The 23,732-nt window shown below is 68.2% G+C and carries 21 protein-coding genes; 16 read left to right on the top strand and 5 right to left on the bottom strand.

What is annotated here, in order from left to right; genetic code table 11:
- Positions 1-42 precede the first annotated feature (42 nt).
- From ACVFYP_RS18440 to ACVFYP_RS18465, 6 genes are all read left to right on the top strand, one after another.
- Entirely contained in the window at positions 43-1,587 is a 1,545-nt protein-coding gene (locus tag ACVFYP_RS18440; RefSeq protein ID WP_499201665.1) for an acyl CoA:acetate/3-ketoacid CoA transferase, read from the top strand.
- Positions 1,584-2,021: a MaoC family dehydratase gene (locus ACVFYP_RS18445; RefSeq protein WP_499201666.1), complete on the top strand. Its 438-nt coding sequence runs from the start codon at positions 1,584-1,586 to the stop codon at positions 2,019-2,021. The genes ACVFYP_RS18440 and ACVFYP_RS18445 overlap by 4 nt, the downstream gene beginning before the upstream one ends.
- A 92-nt stretch (positions 2,022-2,113) precedes the next feature.
- Positions 2,114-3,112: a TRAP transporter substrate-binding protein gene (locus tag ACVFYP_RS18450; protein ID WP_499201667.1), complete on the top strand. Its 999-nt coding sequence runs from the start codon at positions 2,114-2,116 to the stop codon at positions 3,110-3,112.
- 67 nt (positions 3,113-3,179) lie between these two features.
- The gene (locus ACVFYP_RS18455) at positions 3,180-3,695 is read left to right on the top strand and encodes a TRAP transporter small permease (protein ID WP_499201668.1); all 516 of its coding nucleotides are present in this window, start codon (positions 3,180-3,182) and stop codon (positions 3,693-3,695) included.
- A complete protein-coding gene (locus ACVFYP_RS18460) occupies positions 3,695-5,014 on the top strand; it encodes a TRAP transporter large permease (protein WP_499201669.1) in 1,320 nt (439 codons plus the stop codon). Before ACVFYP_RS18455 ends, ACVFYP_RS18460 begins: the two co-directional genes overlap by 1 nt.
- 39 nt (positions 5,015-5,053) lie before the next feature.
- Positions 5,054-6,814: an ABC transporter transmembrane domain-containing protein gene (locus ACVFYP_RS18465; RefSeq protein WP_499201670.1), complete on the top strand. Its 1,761-nt coding sequence runs from the start codon at positions 5,054-5,056 to the stop codon at positions 6,812-6,814.
- Between the two features lie 66 nt (positions 6,815-6,880).
- On the opposite strand, the gene ACVFYP_RS18470 is transcribed toward ACVFYP_RS18465, so the two are convergent.
- The 3 genes from ACVFYP_RS18470 to cysK form a co-directional block, all read right to left on the bottom strand.
- Entirely contained in the window at positions 6,881-7,612 is a 732-nt protein-coding gene (locus tag ACVFYP_RS18470) for a hypothetical protein (RefSeq protein WP_499201671.1), read from the bottom strand.
- Positions 7,602-8,591 (bottom strand): Bug family tripartite tricarboxylate transporter substrate binding protein, encoded by a 990-nt coding sequence (locus tag ACVFYP_RS18475; RefSeq protein ID WP_499201672.1) that lies wholly within the window; start codon positions 8,589-8,591, stop codon positions 7,602-7,604. Before ACVFYP_RS18475 ends, ACVFYP_RS18470 begins: the two co-directional genes overlap by 11 nt.
- A 136-nt stretch (positions 8,592-8,727) precedes the next feature.
- The gene (gene cysK / locus ACVFYP_RS18480; protein WP_499201673.1) at positions 8,728-9,705 is read right to left on the bottom strand and encodes a cysteine synthase A; all 978 of its coding nucleotides are present in this window, start codon (positions 9,703-9,705) and stop codon (positions 8,728-8,730) included.
- A 130-nt stretch (positions 9,706-9,835) separates the two neighbouring features.
- On the opposite strand from cysK, the gene ACVFYP_RS18485 reads away from it, so the two are divergent.
- On the top strand, positions 9,836-10,285 hold the full coding sequence (locus tag ACVFYP_RS18485; protein ID WP_499201674.1) for an RrF2 family transcriptional regulator: 450 nt from the start codon (positions 9,836-9,838) through the stop codon (positions 10,283-10,285).
- Positions 10,286-10,288: 3 nt separating this feature from the next.
- Here ACVFYP_RS18485 and ACVFYP_RS18490 read toward each other — a convergent pair whose 3' ends face one another.
- Positions 10,289-10,963 (bottom strand): GntR family transcriptional regulator, encoded by a 675-nt coding sequence (locus ACVFYP_RS18490; RefSeq protein WP_499201675.1) that lies wholly within the window; start codon positions 10,961-10,963, stop codon positions 10,289-10,291.
- A 110-nt stretch (positions 10,964-11,073) separates the two neighbouring features.
- Between ACVFYP_RS18490 and tcuA the strand changes: the two genes are divergently transcribed.
- The 9 genes from tcuA (at position 11,074) to ACVFYP_RS18535 (ending at position 22,998) form a co-directional block, all read left to right on the top strand.
- Positions 11,074-12,471 (top strand): FAD-dependent tricarballylate dehydrogenase TcuA, encoded by a 1,398-nt coding sequence (gene tcuA / locus ACVFYP_RS18495; RefSeq protein ID WP_499201676.1) that lies wholly within the window; start codon positions 11,074-11,076, stop codon positions 12,469-12,471.
- Positions 12,458-13,603 carry a tricarballylate utilization 4Fe-4S protein TcuB gene (tcuB, locus tag ACVFYP_RS18500; protein WP_499201677.1) on the top strand — a complete coding sequence of 382 codons (1,146 nt, stop codon included), beginning with the start codon at positions 12,458-12,460 and terminating at the stop codon, positions 13,601-13,603. The genes tcuA and tcuB overlap by 14 nt, the downstream gene beginning before the upstream one ends.
- 169 nt (positions 13,604-13,772) lie before the next feature.
- Positions 13,773-16,640, top strand: coding sequence for a hypothetical protein (locus ACVFYP_RS18505; protein WP_499201678.1), 2,868 nt, complete (start codon positions 13,773-13,775; stop codon positions 16,638-16,640).
- 30 nt (positions 16,641-16,670) lie between these two features.
- Positions 16,671-17,279, top strand: coding sequence for a glutathione S-transferase family protein (locus ACVFYP_RS18510; protein WP_499201679.1), 609 nt, complete (start codon positions 16,671-16,673; stop codon positions 17,277-17,279).
- Between the two features lie 386 nt (positions 17,280-17,665).
- Positions 17,666-19,942 (top strand): DUF3141 domain-containing protein, encoded by a 2,277-nt coding sequence (locus ACVFYP_RS18515; RefSeq protein WP_499201680.1) that lies wholly within the window; start codon positions 17,666-17,668, stop codon positions 19,940-19,942.
- A 130-nt stretch (positions 19,943-20,072) separates the two neighbouring features.
- Positions 20,073-20,276, top strand: coding sequence for a hypothetical protein (locus ACVFYP_RS18520; protein ID WP_499201681.1), 204 nt, complete (start codon positions 20,073-20,075; stop codon positions 20,274-20,276).
- A gap of 57 nt (positions 20,277-20,333) precedes the next feature.
- Positions 20,334-21,275: a 3-hydroxyacyl-CoA dehydrogenase gene (locus ACVFYP_RS18525; protein ID WP_499201682.1), complete on the top strand. Its 942-nt coding sequence runs from the start codon at positions 20,334-20,336 to the stop codon at positions 21,273-21,275.
- A complete protein-coding gene (kce, locus tag ACVFYP_RS18530; RefSeq protein ID WP_499201683.1) occupies positions 21,272-22,195 on the top strand; it encodes a 3,5-dioxohexanoate:acetyl-CoA acetone transferase in 924 nt (307 codons plus the stop codon). Before ACVFYP_RS18525 ends, kce begins: the two co-directional genes overlap by 4 nt.
- Positions 22,195-22,998 (top strand): hypothetical protein, encoded by an 804-nt coding sequence (locus ACVFYP_RS18535; RefSeq protein ID WP_499201684.1) that lies wholly within the window; start codon positions 22,195-22,197, stop codon positions 22,996-22,998. Before kce ends, ACVFYP_RS18535 begins: the two co-directional genes overlap by 1 nt.
- Positions 22,999-23,010: 12 nt before the next feature.
- Here ACVFYP_RS18535 and ACVFYP_RS18540 read toward each other — a convergent pair whose 3' ends face one another.
- On the bottom strand, positions 23,011-23,697 hold the full coding sequence (locus ACVFYP_RS18540) for a hypothetical protein (RefSeq protein WP_499201685.1): 687 nt from the start codon (positions 23,695-23,697) through the stop codon (positions 23,011-23,013).
- Between the last annotated feature and the right edge of the window lie 35 nt (positions 23,698-23,732).

The raw sequence follows: 23,732 nt of genomic DNA on the forward strand, positions 1-23,732 counted from the left end.
ACCGATAGGATAGCGGCAATGACGATTGGGGAAACGGGCGGGATGCGCAAAGTGACGGCGCGGCAGGCGGCATCGCTGCTGCGGGATGGCGACACGCTGCTGATCGGCGGCTCCGGCGGTGGGCACGCGGTGCCGGAGGCCTTGCTCGCGGCGCTGGGCGAACGCTTCGCCGAATCCGGCGCCCCGCGCGGCATCACGGCGCTGCATCCGGTGGGCGTGGGCGATGGCGGGACGCGCGGCCTTGGCCATCTGGCCCAGAAGGGTCTGCTCAAGCGCAATATCGCCGGCAGCTACGTCAACAGCCCACCGGTCGGCGCCATGGCGCTGGCCGATGAGATCGAGGCCTGGTCCCTGCCGCAGGGCGTGCTGTCCCAGCTCATGCGCGAAATGGCGGCCGGGCGCATGGGGCTGTTCACGAAGACCGGGCTGCACAGCTTCGTCGATCCGCGCGTCGAGGGCGGCCGCCAGAGCCCTTCCGCCAAGGAAGACCTGGTGGAGCTGGTGACGCTGCGCGGCGAGGAGATGCTGTTCTACAAGCCCTACCACGTCGATATCGCCTTCCTGCGCGGCACCACGGCCGATGAGGACGGCAATGTCTCGATGGAGCAGGAGGCGGTGACGCTGGAAATGCTCTCCGAGGCGCAGGCGACGAAACGCTGCGGCGGCATCGTGGTGGTGCAGGTGAAGCGCGTGGTCCGCCGCGGCAGCCTGCATCCGAAGATGGTCAAGATCCCCGGCATATTGGTGGACCTGATCGTCCTGGCGCCGGAGCAGGAACAGACCTACCTCACCTCCTATTCCCCCGCCTATTCGGGCGAGTTCCGCATCCCGCTGGACGACATCCCGCGGCTGAAGCTGGATGCCCGCAAGATCGTGGCACGGCGCGGGGCGCTGGAGCTGTTTCCGCGCGCCATCTGCAATCTCGGCTCCGGCATTTTTACGGGCATCGCCAATGTGGCGGCGGAGGAAGGCTGCCTGGACGCCATCTGCCTGACCAATGAGCAGGGCAATATTGGCGGCGCGCCGGCGTCCGGTGGGGAGGCGGGCGCGGCGATGAACCCGGATGCGCAGGTCGACCAGCCCTATCAGTTCGACTTCTACGATGGCGGCGGGCTCGACCTCGCCTTCCTGTCCTTCGCGGAATTCGACGCGGCGGGGAATGTGAATGTCTCCCGCTTCGGCGGGAAGCTGATCGGTCCGGGCGGCTTCATCAATATCAGCCAGCACGCGAAGCGCGTGATCTTCGGCGGCACGCTAACCGCCGGCGGCAAGCCCAAGGCGGTGGCGCAGGTGGAGCAGATCACCTTCTCCGGCGCCTTCGCCCGTGAACGCGGCCAGCCGGTGCTTTATGTGACGGAAGCGGCCGTCTTCCAGCTCGGGGCGGCGGGGCCGGAGATGGTGGAAATCGCACCTGGCCTGACGGTGGAGGAGGTGTGCGGCCGCATGGGCTTCCGACCGACCATCGCGGCCAAGCTGCGGCAGATGGATGCCAGGCTGTTCGCGGAGGCGCGGATGGGCCTCGCCGGCGATATCGCGGCGCGTCCCGGCCGCCCCGTCTCCGACCGCCTCGCGGCCCTGGCGCCATGAGGTTCGGGCTGGAGGCCGGTGCGGAGGCTGCCTTCAGCAAGACGCTGACGGAACGCGACCTGTTGCTGACGGCGGAGATCACCGGCGACCACGACCCGCTGCATGTCGATGCCGACTATGCCGCGCGCACGCCCTATGGCCAGCGCATCGCCCATGGCGCCCTGGTGCTGGGCCTGCTTTCCGCCACCGCCTCCGCCATCGCGCAACGGGCCATCGCCGCGGGGGCAGAGGGGGTGCCAGTTTCCATCGGCTATGACCGCGTCCGCTTCCTCGCCCCGGCCTTCATCGGCGACACCCTGACCGCGCGCTACCGGGTGGAAAGCCTGGATGCGGCACGCCGCCGCTCGGAAGCCGCCTGCGAGGTGGTGAACCAGCATGGCACCCTCTGCCTGGCCGCCCGCCACCTGATGAAATGGGTCAGCCCCGGCGGGTAACTGGGCGGTTTCCAAGCGGCGCGGTAGCTGCTTAGACTGCGAAGGTAAAAACCCGGGCGTCATGACCCGGCAGTAACAAGGGGAAGCTATCCATGGAACGTCGTGCATTGCTCGGCGGCATTGCCGCTGCATCCGGCCTGCTGGCCGCACCGCATGTGGTCCGCGCCCAGACGCCGATCACCCTGAACGGCGCCAGCCAGTTCAATGAGGAACACGTCTTCACCCGCGCGATGAAGCACTTCGCCGAGAAGGTGGTGGAGTATTACGGCCGCCCGGTGAACTTCGTCTGGCACCTCAACAGCTCCCTGGGGCTCGAGAAGCAGTATTTCGAATATATGTCCGCCGGCCGCGCCGTGGATTTCGGCATCGTCAGCCCGGCGCATATGTCCACCTTCAGCCGCGCCGCGCCCTTCATCGACGCGCCCTTCCTGTTCCGCGACCTGTCGCATTGGAACAAGGTGCTGGACGGCGACATGCTGAAGCCTGTCTCCGACGAGGTGGAGCGGCGCGCCCGCGTGGCCCTGATCGGCTATGCCGGCGGTGGCACCCGCAACATCTTCTCCAACCGCCCGGCCACCAACATGGCGGAGCTGCGCGGCCTTCGCGTGCGCGTGCAGGGCGCGCCGATCTGGTCCCGTACCTTCCAGGCGATCGGCATGGCGCCGCAGGTCATCGCCTATAACGAGGTCTACAACGCCATCCAGAACAACGTCATCCAGGCCGGCGAGAACGAGGCCGCGGGCGTCGAGCAGATGCGGTTCTACGAGGTCGGGCCGAACCTCATCATGACGGAGCACGCCATCACCGTGCGGCCGCTGTGCTTCTCCGTGCAGACCATGTCGCGCCTGCCGCGCGAGATGCAGGAGGCGATCCGTCGCGCGGGTCGTGAGGCCGGCGTCTTCGGCCGCAATGCCGAGAGCAGCGAGGATGCGGCGAAGATCACGGCGCTGGAATCCGCCGGCCGCCTGAAGAAGGTCGCCTTCACGCAGCGCGCGGAGATGAACGCCGCCGTTGCGCCGGTGATGGAAGCCTATGCGAAGGAGATCGATGCGGACCGCATCTTCTCCGCCATCAATGCGATGACCTCCTGAGCGTCGCGGCGGGGCGCCAGGCAGCGCCCCGCCCCCCCCCTTCTCTCCTTCTCAAGGATACCCCCGCATGTCGCCAACGGGCGCGCGCGGCCTGTTCCGCCGCATCACCGAGATCTACGCGCGCATTCTGGAGGCGCTGCTGGTCGTCACCGTCGTCGGCATCATCTTGCCGGTCACCTTGCAGATCATCGCGCGCTTCCTGGAGTTCATTCCCCGCTACATCTGGACCGAGGAACTGTCCCGCTTCCTGCTGGTCTGGATGATCATGATCGGCGCCATGATCGGCGTGCGGGAGGCGACGCATTTCAACGTCGACCTGTTCTACAACCTGCGTGGCCGCGCCAAGGCCGCCATGGACATCATGTCCTCGATCTTCGTCCTGGCCTTCGCCTGGGTGCTGATCGTCTACGGCTGGGAATTCACCGACACCGCCTGGTACCGCATCAGCGAACTCGCGGAATTGCCGCTCTGGACCATCCACATCGCCTGGCCGCTGGCCGGCGTCACCTGGGTGATCTTCGCCGGCGAACGCATCTGGGACGACATGCAGATCCTGCTGCATGGTGAGAGGGCGGATTCCTGATGGGCGGCAATACACTCGCGACGGGCGAAGCCGCGTGGCTGATGTTCGGCATCTTCTTCATCCTGCTGGCGCTGCGCGTGCCGGTGGCGGTCTCGCTCGGCCTGGCCTGCCTGCCCGCCTTCATCCTGGAAGACCGGCTCTGGCCGATGATCCTGGTGCAGGAGACCTTCAACTCCTACAATTCCTTCATCCTGCTGGCGGTGCCCTTCTTCCTGCTGGCGGCCAATCTGATGACCGCGGGCGGCATCACGGACCGATTGGTCACCTTGTCACGCTCCATGGTCGGGCATCTGCCGGGCGGCCTTGCCCAGATCAATGTCGTGCTCTCGGTGTTCTTCGCCGGCATCTCCGGCAGCTCCACCGCCGACGCGGCGAGCCAGGGCAAGATCTTCATCGAGGCCCAGATCAAGGAAGGCTACGCGCCGAGCTTCTCGGTCGCGATCACCGCCGTCTCCTCCGTGCTGGCGGTCGTGATCCCGCCCTCGATCCTGATGATCGTCTGGGGTGGCGTGCTTACCACCTCGATCGGCGCGCTGTTCCTGGCCGGCATCCTGCCGGGACTGTTCCTGGCGCTGGCGCAGATGGGCACGGTCCATGTCTATTCGAAGGCCCGCAACTATCCGACCTATCCCAAGGCGAGCTGGGGTGAGCTGGGCTATGCGATCTTCATCGCCATCCCGGCGCTGATGACGCCCTTCATCATCATCGGCGGCAAGATCTTCGGCTGGTTCACCCCGACCGAGGCGGCCTGCGTCGCCGTGCTCTATGCCCTGGCCCTGTCGCTGATCGTCTATCGCAAGCTCGACCTGCGAGGGCTCTACAACGCCTTCAGCGAAACCGGCCGCTTCGCCGCCATCACGCTGTTCTGCGTGGGCACGGCCAGCACCTTTGGCTGGCTGATGGCCTTCTACCAGATGCCGCAGGCGCTGCTGGCCGGGGTGTCCGGCTGGGAGATGGGGCCGATCGCCGCCGGCTTCTTCATCGCGGCGGTCTTCCTGGTCGTCGGCTGCTTCCTGGATGCCATCCCGGCCATCATCATCGTCGGCACCATCCTCCAGCCCGTCGCGGCGGCGGCGGGCATCCATCCCGTGCATTTCGCCATGATCAGCATCGTCTCCCTGGCCTTCGGGCTGGTGACACCGCCCTACGGGCTGTGCCTGCTGATCTGCTGTTCCATCGGCAATCTGCGACTTGTGGATGTGCTGAAGGACGTGGTGCTCATGCTGCTGCCGATGCTGGGCGTGCTGATGCTGCTGATCCTCTGGCCGGACATGGCGCTGATGATCCCACGCCTGCTGGAGCCCGGCTTCATGGAGTAGCCTGTTGCGGCAGGGCGCGGCGGGGTGCATTCAACGGGGGTGACCTCCCCCGCGCCCCGACCACCCCTCGTCTCCCTGCGGCTGATGCTGCCGCATCTGCGACCCTACCTGGCGCGCGCGCTGCTGGCGGGATTCGCCCTGCTGGCTGCCGCCGGCCTGACGCTCACCCTGGGCCAGGGGCTGCGGCGTCTTATTGACGAGGGCTTCAGCGGCGGCGCCGCGGCGCTGGACCATGCGGCGATCTTCATGGGCAGCGTCGTGGCGCTGCTCGCGATCGCCACCTCCGCCCGCTACTACCTGGTCTCCTGGCTCGGCGAGCGGGTGGCGGCGGATCTGCGGCGGCGGGTCTTCGACCACGTGCTGTCGCTCTCGCCCCGCTATTTCGAAACGGCGCGCACCGGCGACATCCTGTCGCGCATGACCGCCGATGTCGGGCTGCTGCAATCACTCATCGGCTCCGCCATCTCCATGGGGCTGCGCAACACGCTCACCGGCCTCGGCGCGCTGGCCATGCTGCTGGCCACCAGCGCCAAGCTGGCCGGCATCGTCCTGGCGGTGCTGCCGCTGGTGATCGTGCCGCTGGTGGTCTTCGGCCGCCGCGAACGCCGGCTTTCGAAAACGGCGCAGGAACGGGTGGCGGACCTTGCCGCGACGGCGGAGGAAGCGCTGAACGGCCTGCGCATCGTCCAGGCCTTCACTCATGAGCCAGAGGACCGCCGCCGCTTCGGGGCGGAGGCGGAGGCCTCGGTCACCGCGGCGCTGCGGCGCGTCGCCTCCCGCACCGCGCTGATCCTGGTGGTGATCCTCTGCGGCTTCGGCGCCATCACCTTCAGCCTCTGGGTCGGCGGGCATGATGTGGTGGCGGGGCGGATGACGGGCGGCGAGCTTTCCGCCTTCGTCTTCTACGCCGTGCTGCTGGCTTCCTCCGGCGCCACGATGAGCGAGCTCTGGGGCGAGATCCAGCGCGCGGCGGCGGCGGCCGACCGGTTGCTGGAACTGCTCTCCGCCGAATCGGACATCCGCGCACCCGAAAGCCCGGCCAGCCTGCCCGATCCGCCGCAGGGCCGCGTGGCCTTCGAGGACGTGCGCTTCACCTATCCGAGCCGACCCGACCGGGCGGCGCTGGATGGCTTCTCGCTGACCGTGGCGCCCGGGGAGACGGTGGCCCTGGTCGGCCCCTCCGGCGCCGGCAAGACCACGGTTTTCCAGCTGTTGCTGCGCTTCTACGACCCGCAATCGGGCCGGGTGCTGGTGGATGGGGTGGATGCCGCCACGCTGGACCCCGCCGCGCTGCGTGGGCGGCTCGGCCTGGTGCCGCAGGATCCGGCGATCTTCTCGACCAGCGTCGCCGAGAACATCCGCTACGGCCGGCTGGATGCGACGGAGGCGGAGGTGCGCGCCGCGGCCCGGGCCGCCGCGGCGGAGGATTTCATCCTGCGCCTGCCGCAGGGCTATGCCACCCATCTGGGCGCCCGTGGCGTGACTCTGTCCGGCGGCCAGCGCCAGCGCATCGCCATTGCCCGCGCCATCCTGCGTGACGCGCCGATCCTGCTGCTGGACGAGGCGACCAGCGCGCTGGATGCGGAATCCGAGCAATCAGTGCAGCAGGCGTTGGAGGAGCTGTCCAAGGGCCGGACGACGCTGGTCGTGGCGCATCGCCTGGCGACGGTGCGCAAGGCCGACCGGATCGTGGTGCTGGAGGAGGGGCGGATCGTCGCTCAGGGCACGCATGACGAGCTGGTGCGCCAGGGCGGGCTTTATGCCCGGCTCGCGGCGCTGCAATTCGCGGAGGCGGGGTGACGAAAGCCATCGGGCGTAATGCACGCCTTCCTCACCCGCCCTCTCCCCCCTTTGGGTGGAGAGGGTTTAGCCGCCGCGTGGGGGCAGGACGAAGCCGTCCTGGCCGGGCGTCTCCGCCCATTCCCGGAAGGGTGCGGCAGGGTTGACCCGGCCGCTGCGCAGCAGGGTCAGCCAGACCTCGCTGGCCTTCAGGAACTGGTTTACGCCGCAGGGCCAGAGCGCCAGGCTCATCGCCTCCGCCATCTTCGGCTCGGGCACCGCCTCGCCATAGGCGGCTTCCAGATCCGCGGCGAGCGCCCATTCCTCGCCCCGCGCGGTGTGGATGCCGAGCAGCGCCAGCCGCGCCAGGACCGGCGGCACGTCGAGCCCCGCGATCAGGGCGGCGACCCCATCCAGATAGCCGCGCGCCGCCGGGACCTCCGGGAAATAGCCCTGCCAGTGCCTGTCGAGGAAGGCGAAGGTCTCCGCGCCGCGCGCCCAGGCGACCAGGCGGAAGGCCGCCTCCGCCTGGCGCCCTGTGCCGCCGGTGCGGAAGAACAGGTCCACATGATGCGTGCCGACATGCTCATCGGCCGCGGTCAGGATGGCGAGCCAGACGAATTCCTTCTCGAAGGGATCAAGATGGCGATCCGTCAGGGTCAGCGCCCGGTACATGATGCCATAGGCGTCCTGCAGATCCGGCAGGGCGGCCGCCATGGCGCCCTGATGCGGCATCAGATAGCCGCGCCGGGCGCGGAATTCGGCCAGCCGCGCGCGCACCTCCTCGGCGGAGGGTGCGGCGGCGGGGTCAGCCGGCACGGATATCGGCCGCCCGGATCACCTCGCCCCAGCGGCGGCTGTCCTTGGCGATCCGCTCCTGGAACTCGCTGACGGGGCCGCCCAGGATCTCGATGCCGTTCTCGGTCATGCGGGCGCGAACCTGCGGATCGGCCAGCGCCTGTTGCAGCGCGGCGTTCCAGGCCGACAGGATCTGCGGCGGCATGCCACCGGGGCCGCAGATGCCGAACCAGTTGCTGACGTCGTATTCCGGCAGCCATTGCTTGATCAGCGGCAGGTCTGGCAGGGCCGGCGCCGCGCTGCTGCCGCCAAAGGCCACGCCCCGCAGCGCGCCAGCGCGGATCTGCGGCAGGAAGTCCGGCATATTGCCGATCATGAAGGCGATCCGCCCGGCCATCAGATCGGTCATCGCCGGCGCGCCGCCGCGATAGGGCACGTGGGTGAACTCCACGCCGGCCATGCGGGCAAACAGCTCCGCCGCCAGATGCGGGCTGGCACCGACGCCGGAGGAGCCATAGGTGATCGCGCCCGGACGGGCCTTCGCCTGCGCGATCAACTCCGGCACGGTGCGGAAGGGCGCCTCGGGATAGGCGATGAGGATCTTGTAGATGCCGGCGACGCTGGCGATCGGAGTCAGGTCGCGCTCCACCGAAATCGGCAGGGTCATGCCGGGCAGGTTGGGCGAGACGGTCAGCATACCCATGGTGGCGAGCACCGCCGTGTGTCCATCCGGCGCGGCCCGCGCGCAGACCTCGGCCGAGATCATGCCGCCGGCACCCGACCGGGTTTCGACGATGACGGACTGGCCCCACTGGGCGCGCAGCGAATCGGCCATCAACCGACAGATCAGGTCGCCGGCGCCGCCCGGCGCGAAGCCACAGATGATCCGCACATCGCGGGAGGGCTTCCAGGCGGGCTGGGCTGAAGCCGGCGCGGCGGCGAGCAGGGTGGCGGAGGCCAGCAGGGTCCGGCGGGTCGGTTGCGGCGGGGCGTGGGACATAAGGGGCCTCCTCGGCTTTTTTGCGGGCCTTGGTCGAGAGTACTTCGCCGGATTCGTTAACCTGCCCGGCGGCAGTCTAGATACGGTATTCTAGGATACAATAGATATTCTGTCAGACTGGTCGAACGCGACCGACTCAGATTCCCTCGAACAGCCGCGTCGAAAGGTAGCGCTCGGCCGAAGACGCCGCGATGCCCACCACCAGCTTGCCGGCCATCGCGGGGTCCCGCGCCACCGCCAGGGCCGCATGCAGCACGGCGCCGGAGGAGATGCCGATGGCCAGCCCCTCCTCCCGCGCGCAGCGGCGGGCGGCGGCCATCGCCTCGCGCTCGGAAACCCGATGAATCGCGTCCAGGCTTTCGAAATCCAGCACCACCGGGCGAAAGCCGGCGCCGATGCCCTGGATGTCATGCGGCCCGGCATCCTCCCCCGACAGCACGGCGCTCTCGGCGGGTTCTACGGCGATGATGCGCAGATCGGGGTGGCGCGGCTTCAGGGTGCGGGCGATGCCGGTCAGGGTGCCGCCGGTGCCGACACCGCCCACCACCACATCCACCTCGCCACCCGTATCGGCCCAGATCTCCTCCGCCGTGGTGGCGGCGTGGATCGCCGGGTTGGCGGGGTTGTCGAACTGCTTCGGCATCCAGGCGTCGGGGGTGGCGGCCAGGATCTGTTCTGCCCGGGCGATCGCCCCGGCCATGCCGCGCCGCGCCGGGGTCAGTTCCAGCTCCGCGCCCAGCAGCTTCATCATCTTGCGCCGCTCGATGCTGGCGCCATCGGGCATCACCACCAGCAGCCGGTAACCCTTGGCGGCGGCGACGAAGGCGAGGGCGATGCCGGTATTGCCGCTGGTCGGTTCCACCAGCGTCGACCGGCCGGGGGCGATCAGCCCTTCCCGCTCCGCTGCCTCCACCATCGCCAGGCCGATGCGGTCCTTCACCGAGCCCAGCGGGTTGAGGAATTCCAGCTTCAAGGCGAGATGCGCGGCCAGGCCTTCGCTCGCTTCCAGCCGCGGCAGACGCACCAGGGGCGTGGCGCCCACCACCTCCAGCACGCTGCCGAAGACGCGACCGCGCGCCAGTGTGGGGCGGTGGTGCGGGGTGCCGTCGGCCATGGCCAGTAACCCTTTTTCGTACTCTGGTCGGGATATGGGCGAGGTCGGCATCGCCTGGCAACAAGCGGGGGGCTGGAAAACCACATCCAGATTTCGTAAATTGCGGGAAAATCAGAGGAAGTCGCTCCAGATGCTGATTCGCCGGGACCGCGCCATGACCGCCATCGCCGTCATGCTGGATGTCGCCTTCCATGCCGGCCGCGGCGAGGAGGTGACCGGCGGGGCGGAGGTCGCGGCGCGCATGGGCGCGGCGCGGCGGGGGATCGAGCCGGTCTTCCAGGCCTTGTCCCGCGCGGGGCTGCTCGACAGCCTGCGCGGCCCGCATGGCGGCTACCGCCTGGGCCGCCGCCCGCGCGACATCAAGCTGGAGGAGATCGTGGCAGCGGTGACCGATGCGGAAGCGGAAGCGGGCGACCTGACCGGCCGGCTTCAGGCCGCGGTGGTGGTGCCGCTCTGGCAGGAAATGACGGAGCTGCTGCGCACCCGCCTGGCCGGGCTGACACTGGAAGACCTGTTGCGCCGCGCCCAGGCGGCCGGGCTGAAGCGGCCGAAGACGGAGCCGCTGAACTTCGCGATCTAAGTCCTAATCCGCCCCGGGCGCCGCGAAAGGCACGCCCACCGTCCGCACCAGCCAGGCCAGACGATGCCGCTGCGCCGCCTGGGCATGGGCGCGGCTGGCGGCTTCCGCTGCGTCGCCATCCCGCGCCCGCAGCGCGGCCAGGATCGCCAGATGTTCCGCATGCGCCTGCTCCGCGCGGCCGGCCACCGTCAGCAGGCTGGGCAGCAGCGCCATGGTGGCGGAGATCTGTTCCAGGCTGCGCAGCAGGTAGCGGTTATGCGCCGCCAGATAGAGCAGCCCGTGCAGGCGCTGGTTGGTCTCGGCCAAGGCGCGGGCATCGCCGAACAAGGCAGGCTCGCCGGCGATGAGCTCGGCCATGGCGCCGATCTCGGTCGGGCTGGCGTGCTGGGCGGCGAGGCGGGCGGCCGCACCCTCCAGCACTTCCCGCATCACATACAGTTCCACCACCTGCTGGTGGTCGGGCTGGGTCACGGTCAGGCCGCGCCGCGCTTCATGGGTCAGCAGCCCCTCCGCCTCCAGCCGGGCGATCGCCTGGCGGACGGGCGTGCGGGAGACGCCGAAGCGCGCCGCGAGATCGGTCTCGGTCAGCCGGATGCCTGGCGCCAGCGCGCCTTCGCGAATGGCGGCGCGGATGCGGCCATAGGCTTCCTGGCCGAGGTCGCGGGTCGGGGGCGGCATGTCCATGAGCAACAGTTTAGCGCAGGCTGGCCAGTGGATGGAACATCCATCTGGACATCACTGGATACGAGTGGATACAAGACAGCACGAAGACAAGGGAAACGTGGCGTATGCCGGATTTCGCCCGGATCTATGACGTATTGGTGGTGGGCGGCGGCAATGCCGCGCTCTGCGCCGCCATCACCGCGCGCCGGGCCGGCGCCTCGGTGATTCTCTGCGAGGCCTCCCCGCCCCCGCTGCGCGGCGGCAATTCGCGCCACACCCGCAACCTGCGCGCCCTGCATCCCGGCCCCACCACGGTGCTGACCGACAGCTATCTGGAGGAGGAGTATTGGGACGACCTCAACCGGGTCACCGCGGGCAAGACCAATGAGGACCTGGCTCGGATGTGCATCCGCGCCAGCCAGCATGCGCCGGACTTCCTGGCGAGCTGCGGCGTGGTGTTCCAGCCCTCACTCTCCGGCACCCTGTCCCTCTCCCGCACCAACGCCTTCTTCCTCGGCGGCGGCAAGGCCCTGGTGAATGCGCTGTACCGGGAGGCGACGAAGCTCGGCATCGTGCTGCTGACCGATACCGAGGTGCAGCACATCCAGGTCGAGGAAGGCCATGCGACGGAGGCGGTGATCTCCCATTGCGGCTTTCCGCAGCGCATCCGCTTCAAGGCGCTGGTCGCAGCCAGCGGCGGCTTCCAGGCTAATCGCAACTGGCTGCGGGAGTATTGGGGCGACGCCGCCGACAATTTCCAGATCCGCGGCACCCCCTATGCCCAGGGCACCATCCTGAAGGATCTGCTGGCCCAGGGCGTGCAGCAGGTTGGCGATCCCACCCAGTTCCACGCCGTGGCGAATGACGCCCGCGCCCCGATGGAGGATGGCGGCCTCGCCATGCGGCTGGACTGCGTGCCGTTCAGCCTGGTGGTGAACCGCAATGTCGAGCGCTTCTACGACGAGGGCGAGGATGTCTGGCCGAAGCGCTATGCCATCTGGGGCCGGCTGATCGCGCAGCAGCCCGGCCAGATCGCGCTGGCCGTCACCGACAGCAAGGCGGTGATGAACTTTCTGCCCAGCGTCTACCCGCCCTACAAGGCGAACAGCATCCGCGAGATTGCCGCCATGGCGGGCTTCGATGCGGACAAGCTGGAAAAGGTCGTCGCGGACTTCAATGCCGCCGTCCGGCCCGGCACCTTCAAGCCGATGGTGCCCGACGATTGCAGTACGGAGGGGCTGAGCCCGCCCAAAAGCCATTGGGCGCGCCGCATCGACACGCCACCCTACTACGCCTACCCGCTGCGGCCGGGGATCACCTTCACCTTCCTCAGCGTCAAGGTGAACGACCAGGCGCGGGTGCTGATGGCGGATGGCAAGCCCTCCGCCAATATGTTCGCCAGCGGCGAAATCATGTCCGGCAATATCCTCGGCCAAGGATATCTCGCCGGCTTCGGGATGACCCTCGGCACCGTCTTCGGGCGGCTGGCCGGTGAAGGAGCGGCGCGCCATGTCCGCAACTGAAATGAGCAAGCTCGACCTGCTGCTGCAGGAAGCGACCGAGATCGAATCGGACGCCTATCAGGACGCCCGGCGCCAGATGGCGGTCTGCAATGCCTGCCGCTATTGCGAGGGCTATTGCGCCGTCTTCCCGGCCATGGCGCAGCGCCGGGAGTTCGAGAAGGCGGACCTGACCCACCTCGCCAATCTCTGCCACGGCTGCAAGGGCTGCTACCACGCCTGCCAATACGCCCCGCCGCATGCCTTCGGCATCAATATCCCGGCGACCTTCGCGACCATCCGCCAGGAGAGTTATGCGGAGTACGCCTGGCCAGCAGGCGCGGGCCGGCTGTTTGAACGCAACGGCACGCTGGTGGCCGGCCTCGCCACTTTATTCGTGATGGTCGCGCTGCTGCTCAGCGTCGCCATCAAGGACCCGACGGTGCTGTTCAGCGCGCAGACGGGAACGGGCGCCTTCTTTCGCATCATCCCGCTCTGGCTGATCAATATCCTGGCCGGCGGCAGCTTCCTCTTCGCGATCATCGCCATGACCATGGGTGCCATCCGCTACTGGCGCGCCACGGGTGGCATGGGCGGCAATTTCCAGCCGGCGCCGGCGGCGGAAGCGGCGGTGGATGTGCTGACGCTGCGCAACCTCGGCGGCGGCGGGCATGGCTGCAACGACCTGGACGACAGCTTCGCCCAGCACCGGCGCTGGCTGCACCAGTCCATGTTCTATGGCTTCATGCTCTGCTTCACGGCGACGACGACGGGGGCGATCTACCACCACATCTTCGGCTGGCACTCGCCGCATGCCTTCTTCTCCCTGCCCGTGCAGCTTGGCACCTGGGGCGGCGTGCTGCTGTGCATCGGCACCGCGGGGCTGATCGTGGTGAAGACCATCACCGATCCGGTGCCGGTGGCGCGCAAGCTGATGGGCGGCGAATACGCCATGCTCGGCCTGTTGTTCCTGATCGGCGCGACCGGGCTGCTGCTGCTGGTGGTGCGGCATACCGGGGCGATGGGCATTATGCTGGTGCTGCATCTGGGCCTGGTGCTGGCCCTGTTCGTGGCGCTGCCCTATTCGAAGATGGTGCACGGCATCTATCGCGGCATCGCCCTGCTGCGGAATGCGCGGGAGAAGCGCGCCGCCTGAGGCGCCCCCCCACCCCCACGCAACAGAGGCCCGCGCAACAGAAACGAAATAATCCCCGCTGTTACGAAACACCATCGAAACCTCGCGGTTCTAGGAAGCGCGCCCATCGCAGGGGCGCTTCCAAGGGACTGGATGACGGCCCGCTGCCGATCCACCCCACGAGGTTTCCATGACCGCGCCCAAAATGGCGTCCTTCGCCGCGTCTCCCCATGTCATCGAGGGCACCGATGGCACGGACTACCTGTTCGGCGAGACCGGCGCCGACCTGATCATCGGCTATGGCGGCGATGACCACATCTTCTACGACAACCTGGCCGAAATGCAGGGCGACACCGTCGCCGGCGGAGCGGGCTTCGATGCGCTGAACCTGACCTTCGCCGGCGCCACCGCCGGCGTCACCGTCACCGTGGTCGATTCGGCCCAGATGATTTCGCTGCTGGGCGCCAAGGTCGTCGACATCGAGAGCTATGCGATCACCGGCTCCGGCTTCGCGGACCGGTTCACCGGCGGCACCTGGGACGACCGCTTCGTCGGCGGCGGTGGCAACGACACGGCGCTGGGTGGCCTGGGCGACGACACGCTCTTCGGCGAGGATGGCCACGACCGCCTGGAGGGCGGCAATGGCGACGACGCGCTGCTGGGGGATGCCGGCAACGACCTGTTGGGCGGCGGCAACGGGCGCGACCAACTCTACGGCGGCAGCGGCGATGACCGCCTCTATGGCCAGGCTGGCGAGGATGGGCTGACCGGCGACGCCGGCAACGACCTGTTGGACGGCGGCACCGGCCACGACACGCTGCGCGGCGGCGAGGGCAATGACCAGTTGCTCGGCGAGGTCGGAGACGACAGCCTGGTCGGCGGTACCGGCGCCGATACGATGCTTGGCGGCAGCGGCAACGACGTGATCGAGCGCTGGAACAGCGACGGCGCCGATTCCATCGATGGCGGCACGGGCGTCGACCGGCTTGTGCTGCACGGCCTGTCCGGCAACTTCGTCGCCAAGGCGGCCAATGTGCTGAACCTTCTGGCCGATGGCACCCGCATTCTCGGCATCGAATCCTACAGCATCGACGGCACCGAGCAGGACAATCTCTTCGCCGGCGAGGCGGGCGACGATGTGCTGAACGGCTTTGGCGGCGCCGATACGTTGCGCGGCGGCGCCGGCCAGGACCTGCTGATGGGCGGCGAGGGCCGCGATCTGCTGGAAGGCGGCGATGGCGACGACATCCTCATCGTTGGTGCCGGCGGCATCGACACGATCCATGGCGGCGCCGGCATCGACACGGCGCGGATCGACCGCTTCTCCTATTCCGATGCGATCGCCTACCGCTTCACCGGCGCCGCGACCGCCACCCTGTCGGACGGCACCACACTGACCGGTATCGAGATCGTCGAGATCAACACCGCCTATGGCAATGATGTGCTCACGGCCGGTACGGCGATGCGCGTGGTGTTCAACGCCGCCGGCGGCAACAATGTGCTGACCGGCAATGTCGGCGATGACGTGATGACCGCGGGCTATGGCAACGACACCATCCGCTCCGGCAGCGGGATGGACCGCATCATCGATGGCGGCGGCGCCAATGTCATCGATGCCGGCGCGGGCGACGACGAAGTGAGCGTGGATGGCGCGTCGGGCCACAGCCGCATCCAGCTCGGCACGGGGAACGACGTGGTCTATCTCAACAATGGCGGCGGCAGTGCCGGCGGCCTCTATACCGTCGATGGCGGGGACGGCATCGACCATGCCTGGATCAACCGCTCCGCCAGCACCCGCGACCTGACCTTCATTCTCTCCGCCAAGGCTGTGGTGGCGAATGGCGATATCTCGCTGGCCAATGTCGAGCGTGTGCATATCCGCTCCGGCTCCGGCAATGACAGCCTGGTGGGCGGCGCGCTGGACGACTGGTTCAACGGCATGTCGGGCGCCGACACGCTGCTGGGCCTCGGCGGCAATGACGAGCTGACGGGCTGGTACGGCGCCGATCGGCTGGAGGGCGGCGATGGCGCCGACATCCTCTGGGCCACGGGTGGTATCAAGGATGGAGATGCCGATACGCTGCTGGGCGGCGCTGGGGCGGACGAGCTGCACATGAATCGCGGCGACTTCGCCGATGGCGGCGCGGAGGAGGACCGCCTCTTCCTCGACCTGACCGAGGAGTTCGTGAACTTCACCTTCGTCTTCTCCACAGGGATGACCCAGGTCGATGCCACCACCCGCTTCACCGGCATGGAGCGCCTGTTCTTCGACGGCGGCCGCGGCCATGACAGCATCACCGGCGGGGCCCTGGCCGATGTGCTGGAGGGCAATGCCGGCAATGACCGGCTGCGCGCTGGCGCAGGCAATGACGAGCTGACCGATGGCGACGGCAATGACAGCCTCTATGGCGAGGCTGGTGACGATGTATTCGTGCGCACCGACTTCGACGCGAATGGCACCGACTTCTTCGACGGCAGCTCGGGCATCGATACCCTGCGCTTCAACATCGTCTCGAACGCGCCGGTCTGGCTGGATATGGTGGCGCAGCAATACAATGGCGGCCTGGCCCAGGGCCTGACGCTGCGCCTGGTCGAGAACGTCGTCGGCAGCGATCGCGGCGACGACATCCGCGGCTCCTCGACCGCCAATACCTTCTGGGGCGGCAAGGGCACCGACTACCTGGAGGGTCGCGAGGGCAACGACGTGCTGGTCGGCGGCGAGGACTCCGACATCCTGTCCGGCGGCACGGGGCGCGACATCTTCCGCTTCGGCCTCGGCGCCACCGGCTCCGGCGACCTCATCCTCGATTTCGTCCGCGGCGAGGACCGCATCGCCATCGAGCGCGAGGCCTTCGGGCTGGGCAATGCGGCGGCGCCCTCGCTGGTTGTCGGCGCCAGCCCGGTGGCCAATGCCGCGACGGCGCAGTTCCTGTTCGAGACCGGCACCGGCCGGCTGTGGTTCGATGCCGATGGCGCGGGGGATCAGGCCGATGCCAGCTGGGTCGCAACCCTGGCCGGCGTCACCACCCTCTCGACGGCGGACCTGATCCTGGTGTGAATGGTCCCCGGCATGGGGGGGGACGGCGCGATGCGGCATTTCTTTGGATGGGCGACGCCCAATTCCCAGCGCGTCTCCATCATGCTGGAGGAATGCGGGCTGGATTACGCGGTCACCGGCGTGAACATCCGCGCCCGTGAACAGTTCGCGCCCGAAATCCTGGCGCTGAACCCCTATGGCAAGATCCCCATCCTGGTGGAGGATGGGCGGCCAATCTTCGAAAGCGGCGCGATCCTGCTGCATCTGGCGGAGCGCCACGGCGTACTGATGGGCGAGGACCGGGCCACCACCCTGTCCTGGCTGATGGTCGCCCTGACCTCGCTCGGCCCTTTTACGGGCCAAGCGCATCACTGGACGGAACTGGCCCCCGAAAAGCCGGAGGCGGCGCGGGCGCATACCACCGCGCTGGTCGACCGGGTCTATCGCCTGCTGGATGGGCGCCTGGCGGAGGTGCCCTATCTGGCCGGCTCTACCTGCTCCATCGCCGATATCGCAGCCTATCCCTGGGTCGCCAAGCACGGCTGGGCCGACCGGACGCTGGAGGCGACCCCACATCTGGCCGCCTGGTTCGATCGGATGGGGGAACGGCCGGCGGTCGCGCGGGGGATGTCAGTGCCGGCGGGGGCGCGGTTGAAGTAGATCGTCGCCAAGTTACAAGCCTAATCCGGGCGCACCACCCTGGCATCCAGGGCATTTCCGCAGGTGAAAATCTGATCCATTTGCACCAAAATCCAAGCCGCAGTGCTTACACCTAAGGTGCCAGACGTATTGATTGTGATCATTTCCAGGCTGTTTAGTTTTCTCGATCAGCAGCTGACCGTTTCTGTTGGTTTGGCCTGGCTGAGTCTTTGAGATTGCCATAATTTTTCGCTCGCTCCTGCGGAATCTGGTGGCGGACGATTGCCCAATTCCAAGCCTCCCGCCCAGCTTAGATGAAACTTTCCCCGCGTGATCCGTTGATCATTCCTCGCTATGCTGCACCGCCGTCATGCCTTCCCCGGCAGGGCCACCAAGGAATGCTTCGCATGAACGCCCAAGCCCCTCCCCCCGGGCGCGAGATGATGGCCCGGTCCGCCGAGGCCATGACCCGCTTCATGGAACAGGCCCAGGCCATGGGCGAGGTCGCCCGGCGCCAGATGGCCGCCATGGCCCCGGTCGTCGCCCCGCGGGTCATGGATGGCGCAGCCCCGACCGGCGCGGCCTTCCTCAGCCGGTCCCCCTTCAAGCTCATGGCCGACGCCATGGCCTATGCGGTCGATGCCTCCCAGCGCTCGGTCCTGTTCTGGGACACGATGCGCCAGGCCGGGAACACCTTTGCCGAGCATGAGAAGGCCGGCTGCCCGCCCGTGCTGGTCTTCGACTGGGACATGGTGGTGGATGGCCGCACCCTGCCCCGCCGCTGCAACTACGCCCTGGTCCGCATCAAGCCGCCGGAGGGCGCCAAGCCCACAGACCCGGCGATGCGCCCCTTCGTCATCATCGATCCCCGCGCCGGCCATGGCGCCGGCATCGGCGGCTTCAAGTCGGACAGCCAGGTGGGCGTCGCGCTGCGCCGCGGTCATCCGGTCTATTTCGTCATCTTCTTCCGCGACCCGGAGCCGGGCCAGACCATCCTGGACATCACCGAGGCCGAGGCGATCTTCCTGCGCCGCATCCACGAACTGCACCCGGAGGCCCAGCGCCCCGTGGTCATCGGCAATTGCCAGGGCGGCTGGGCGGTGATGATGCTCGGCGCCTCGGAGCCGGAGCTGACCGGCCCGCTGGTGCTGAATGGCGCGCCCCTCTCCTACTGGGCCGGGGAGCGCGGCCGCAACCCGATGCGCTACACCGGCGGCCTCGCCGGCGGGTCCTGGCCGGCGGCGCTGCTGGCCGATCTCGGCAATGGCACCTTCGACGGCGCCAACCTGGTTTCCAACTTCGAAAGCCTGTCGCCGGGCAACACCAAGTTCCGCAAATACTACAATCTGTACGAGAAGGTGGACAGCGAGGCCGAGCGCTTCCTGGAATTCGAGCGCTGGTGGGGCGGCTACTTCCTGATGACACGGGACGAGATCCGCTGGATCGTCGAGAACCTGTTCATCGGTGACAAATTCGCCCGCGGCGAGATTTCCGCCGGCAAGGGCGCATCCTTCAACATGCGCTCCGTGAAGTCGCCGATCGTCGTCTTCGCCTCGGCCGGTGACAACATTACCCCGCCCGGCCAGGCGCTGCGCTGGATCGCCGACGTCTATCGCGACGAGCAGGAAATCAAGACGCTCGGCCAGACCATCATCTATCTGGTGCATGACGAGATCGGCCATCTCGGTATCTTCGTCTCCGGCAAGGTGGCCAATAAGGAACACACCGAAATCGCCAATACGCTCGACCTGATCGAGAGCGTGGCGCCCGGCCTGTACGAACTGCGCATCACCGGCACCGCCGGCAGCGGGCTCAACACCGGCTATCAGGTGGAGCTGGTGGAAAAGACCATCGGCGATATCCGCGCCATCTCCGGCGAGGCGGAGAACGAGGCCTTCCCGGCGGTGGCCCGCATCTCCGCGCTGAACCAGATGGTCTATGACCTGTTCGCCAGCCCGGTGATCCGCCAGTTCACCACGGAACAGTCGGCGGAGCTGCGGCGGCAGATGAACCCGATGCGCGCCCGCCGCTACATGGTCAGCGACGCCAATCCGCTGATGCGCGGCCTGGGTCCGCTGGCGGAGATGGTGAAGACCAACCGCGCCCCGGCGGCGGCCGACAATCCCTTCGTGGCCATGGAACGCGCCTGGGCCGATTCCGTCGAACGCAGCATCGATGCCTGGCGTGACTGGCGCGACTCCCTCCAGGAAACCGCCTTCCACGCCATCTACGGCACGATGTCCGCTCTGAATGTCGCGGCGGAGGTGCCGACGGTGGATGCGGTGGCGGAGCTGGCGGCCGAGACCCCGGATGTCCGCGCGGCGCTCGACCGGGTGGCGGAAGGTGGCTACGCGGAAGCCGTGGTGCGGATGATGATCCTGATGGCCAAGGCCCGCGGCGGCGTCCGCCGCAGCCGCCTCGCACGGTCCAACACCCTGCTGACGACGGAGGAGCCCTTCGCGCAGATGACCTCCTCCGCCCGCCAGGCGCTGATCCGGGAACAGACGGTGGTGGTGGAGATGGCGCCGGGGGAGGCCTTCGACACCCTGGCCACCCTGCTGCCCGACGCGGAGAGCCGCGAGCGGGCGCTGACCACGGTGGCGGATGTGGCGGGGCCGGAGGAGGAGTTGGGCGAGCCGGCGCTCGCCATGCTCGGCCGGCTGCGCGGCTTGCTGCGGGCCTGACGTCAGGAAACGACCGCGCATTCATTAATGCGCAACTTGGCGGGGTTCATCCTGTCTCTGCATCCAGTGCCCCCGTGCTGGATTCCAAGGCCGCAAGAATTGCGGCGCCGAGGCAAGAGGGCCACCCCCCATGTTACCCATGACGTCGCATGCCACGGGCCACCGGCCCGTCCAGACCGCCGATTTCGTCGCCGCATCCCTCCTTACCTCGGAGGAGGGCGCCGAGATCCACCTCATCGCCCGAGATGGGCGCATGTTACGCCTTCCAACCGATGAGGCGAATGCGCGCCAGCTGATCATCGGCCTGTGGAAGGCCCTGGATGGGCAGCGCTGAGAACGGGATTGCGCCGCGCGGGATGAGGCCTATCGTGCCCCGAACGGGGGAAACGACATGGCGGAAGCGCGCAAGGTTGCGATCGTCGGGGCGGGGCTGATCGGCCGGTCCTGGGCGATGATCTTCGCCCGGGCGGGATGGCATGCCAGCCTGTATGACCCCAGCGCCGCGGCCCTGGAAGCCGCCCCGCGCCTCTGCGCCCAGGGTCTGGCGGAACTCGAACGGCACGGGCTTTGTCCCGCGCCGGAAGCCGCCGCTGCCCGCATCAGCCTGGCCAGCAGCCTGACCGAAGCCCTGTCCGGCGCCACCTTCGTGCAGGAAAACGGGCCGGAGGATGCCGCGACCAAGCGGGCGATCTTCGCCGAGCTGGATTTCCTGGCCGCGCCGGATTGCATCCTGGCGTCTTCCACCAGCGCCATCCCCGCCTCCGTCTTCACCGAGGGGCTGGCGGGCCGCGCGCGATGCCTCGTCGCCCATCCGGTGAACCCGCCGCATCTGGTGCCGGTGGTGGAACTGTCCGGCGCGCCCTGGACGGCGCCCGCGACCATCGACCGTGCGCGGACCATCTTCGCCAGCATCGGCCAGGCGCCGATCACGGTGAAGCGGGAGATCGAGGGCTTCATCCTCAACCGCCTGCAAGGCGCCCTGCTGGCGGAGGCCTTTCGCCTGGTGCAGGAAGGCTATGTCTCGCCGCAGGACCTGGACACGACGGTGGCGGAGGGGCTGGGCCTGCGCTGGTCCTTCCTCGGCCCCTTCGCGACCATCGAGCTGAACGCGCCCGGCGGCATCCCCGATTATTGTTCCCGATATGGCCCCTTCTACGGCCGCATCGCCGCGGCACCCCCCTCGCCCGAGGTCTTTGGCGCAGCAGGAATCGCCAGCATCATGGAGCAATGGGGCGCAACGCCTGACCGCGCGGAGATCGCCGCACGCAGCGCGAGACGCGACGCGCGGCTGGCCGCCTTGGCCGCGCACAAGAAGGAGGCCGAGAAGGCATGAGCCGCAAAGTCATCATCACCTGCGCGGTGACGGGCGCGATCCACACCCCCAGCATGTCCCCGCATCTGCCGATCACGGCGGAGCAGATCGCCGATGCAGCGATCGGCGCGGCGGAGGCGGGCGCGGCCATCGTCCATCTGCATGCCCGCGACCCGGTGGATGGCCGCCCCGACCAGTCGCCAGAGGCCTTCGCGCCCTTCCTGCGGGTCATCAAGCAGCGCAGCGACTGCGTGGTGAACATCACCACCGGTGGCGCGCCCACCATGACCATCGAGCAACGGGTGAAGCCGGCGGCGAGCTTCGCGCCGGAAGTGGCTTCGTTGAACATGGGCTCGATGAATTTCGGGCTGTTCGGCATGCTGAACAGGTTCAAGGACTTTCAGCATGATTGGGAACAGCCCTACCTGGCCAACAAGGACATCCTGTTCCGCAACACCTTCGGGGATATCGAATATATTCTGAAGACCTGTTCCGAGAACGGCACGCGCTTCGAATTCGAATGCTACGATACCTCCCACCTCTACAACCTGAAATACTTTCTCGACCAAGGCCTGGTGAAGGCGCCGCTGTTCATCCAGACGGTTTTTGGCCTGCAGGGCGGCATCGGCGCGCATCCGGAGGATGTGATGCACATGAAGCGCACGGCGGACCGGCTGTTCGGCGACCAGTATCGCTGGAGCGTGCTCGGCGCCGGCCGCAACCAGCTTCCCATCGCGGCCATGGCCGCCGCCATGGGCGGCAATGTGCGCGTCGGCATGGAGGACAGTCTCTGGGCCGGGCCAGGCCGGCTGGCGCGCAGCAATGCCGAACAGGTCCGCGCCGCGCGGCAGATCATCGAGGGGCTGGGGCTGAGCGTGGCCACGCCGGATGAGGCGCGGGAAATACTGAGCCTGAAGGGCGGGGACCGGGTGAATTTCTAATGTCTCTGGCGACGCTGCGCGCGGTTCGGACCTGGCGAGCCGCGCTGGCGGCCTCCCTGCTCGCCTTCGCCATCTCCATGCCACTTGGCGTGCTCCTCGACGACCTGTTGCGGTTCGTGTCGCGGGACGGCCTTTTCGCGGTGATGCTGGCGTGGGACCTGCTCAGCCTCGCCGTGGTGGAGGGCTGCAAGCTTGCGGCGCTGTGGTGGATCCTGCGCCGGGACATCGAAAGCTGGCCGGCGCTCGGCCTTGCCTATGGCGTGCTCGCATGGGGCTGGTCGCTGCTGCGCTGGGGGCTCGATTGGCTGCAATTCCCGGGCTTCGTGACCGCCTCGCCGATGATGGCACTGCACCTCGCCACGCCGATCCTGTTCCACTTCCTGCTCGGCCTTCTGGCCGTGGGGCTTGCGCGCGCGCCGGGGCGGGTCTGGTGGGGCTGGGCCGGGGCAAGCCTGGCGGGCCTTGTCCTGATGAGCTGGCGATTCTGGCTGATGCAGACGGTGCCGCTGCCGGAAAGCCTGCTGCTGCTGGTGGATATTGGCCCCCCGCTCAGCCTGATCCTGTTCGGACTCGCCGTATGGCGGGTGCGGCGCCATGGTCCCCGCCACCTGGTGGTGCTGGGGTTTGGCGTGATCGCGGCGCTGCTGCTGGTGCTCGGGCTTCTGTACCAGATCGTGCCGGTGGCGGGCTTCCGCCGGGCGGACCCCGCGGCAGCGCTGGTGGTGGCGCTCGGCCTTTGCTTCCTGGCGGCGATGGTGGCGCAGCAGACCATACTGCGCTGGATGCGCCGCCCGGGGGAGTAGAGCTAGACGCCGCTACCCGTGGATGTTCCCGTTGCGCGCCGACCAGCGATAGGTGATCTCGCCATACTGACGGCCCGTGATGCGCAACGGCAGTGTCGGCGCGTAGATCTCCATCGCATAGGCGGGGCGGTAGTCGCAGACCAGCTTGCCCGTGGCATCGGTGATGAACACCCAGGTCGCCGGCCCGACCCGCCAGGTGACGCCGCCATGACTGGCGACCTGCATCGCCACGATACCGCGCCCCGAAATGCCGTAGTTGCGGACGGAACGGATGAAGGGCCGGTACATCGCGGGTTCATTCGCGACGGCCTGGGCGATGATGTCGTCCTCATGATCCTCGACCATCGCCTTCACCACACCGGTGACGATGCTGGCAGCCGAACCTATGGCGCCGCCGGCGAGGGACACCACGGTGCCGAGCCCCCAAAGCTCCATATCCCCCGGCTGCGGCGCCCGCCCCGACAGCACCCAGACCGCGGGCTGCACCAGCGCGCCCGCGAGTCCGCCCGCCGCCCCGCGCAGGCCAAGCCGGCCCGCCTCCCCGGCCCCACGCTCGATGGCGCGGGTCAGCGTTTCGGAGGCGATGGTCTGCGCCACCTCCCGCCCGGTGTTGGAGGAGTTGTTGATGAGGTCGGTGATGCCGTTGGTTTCGGCCGGTGGGGTGAAATCCCCGGCGGCCGGCTGGGTGGCTCCACTCATGGCCTGCTTCCTCGCTACCGTCTTTGGACGGCAGG

The organism is Roseomonas sp. F4 (assembly GCF_053891155.1).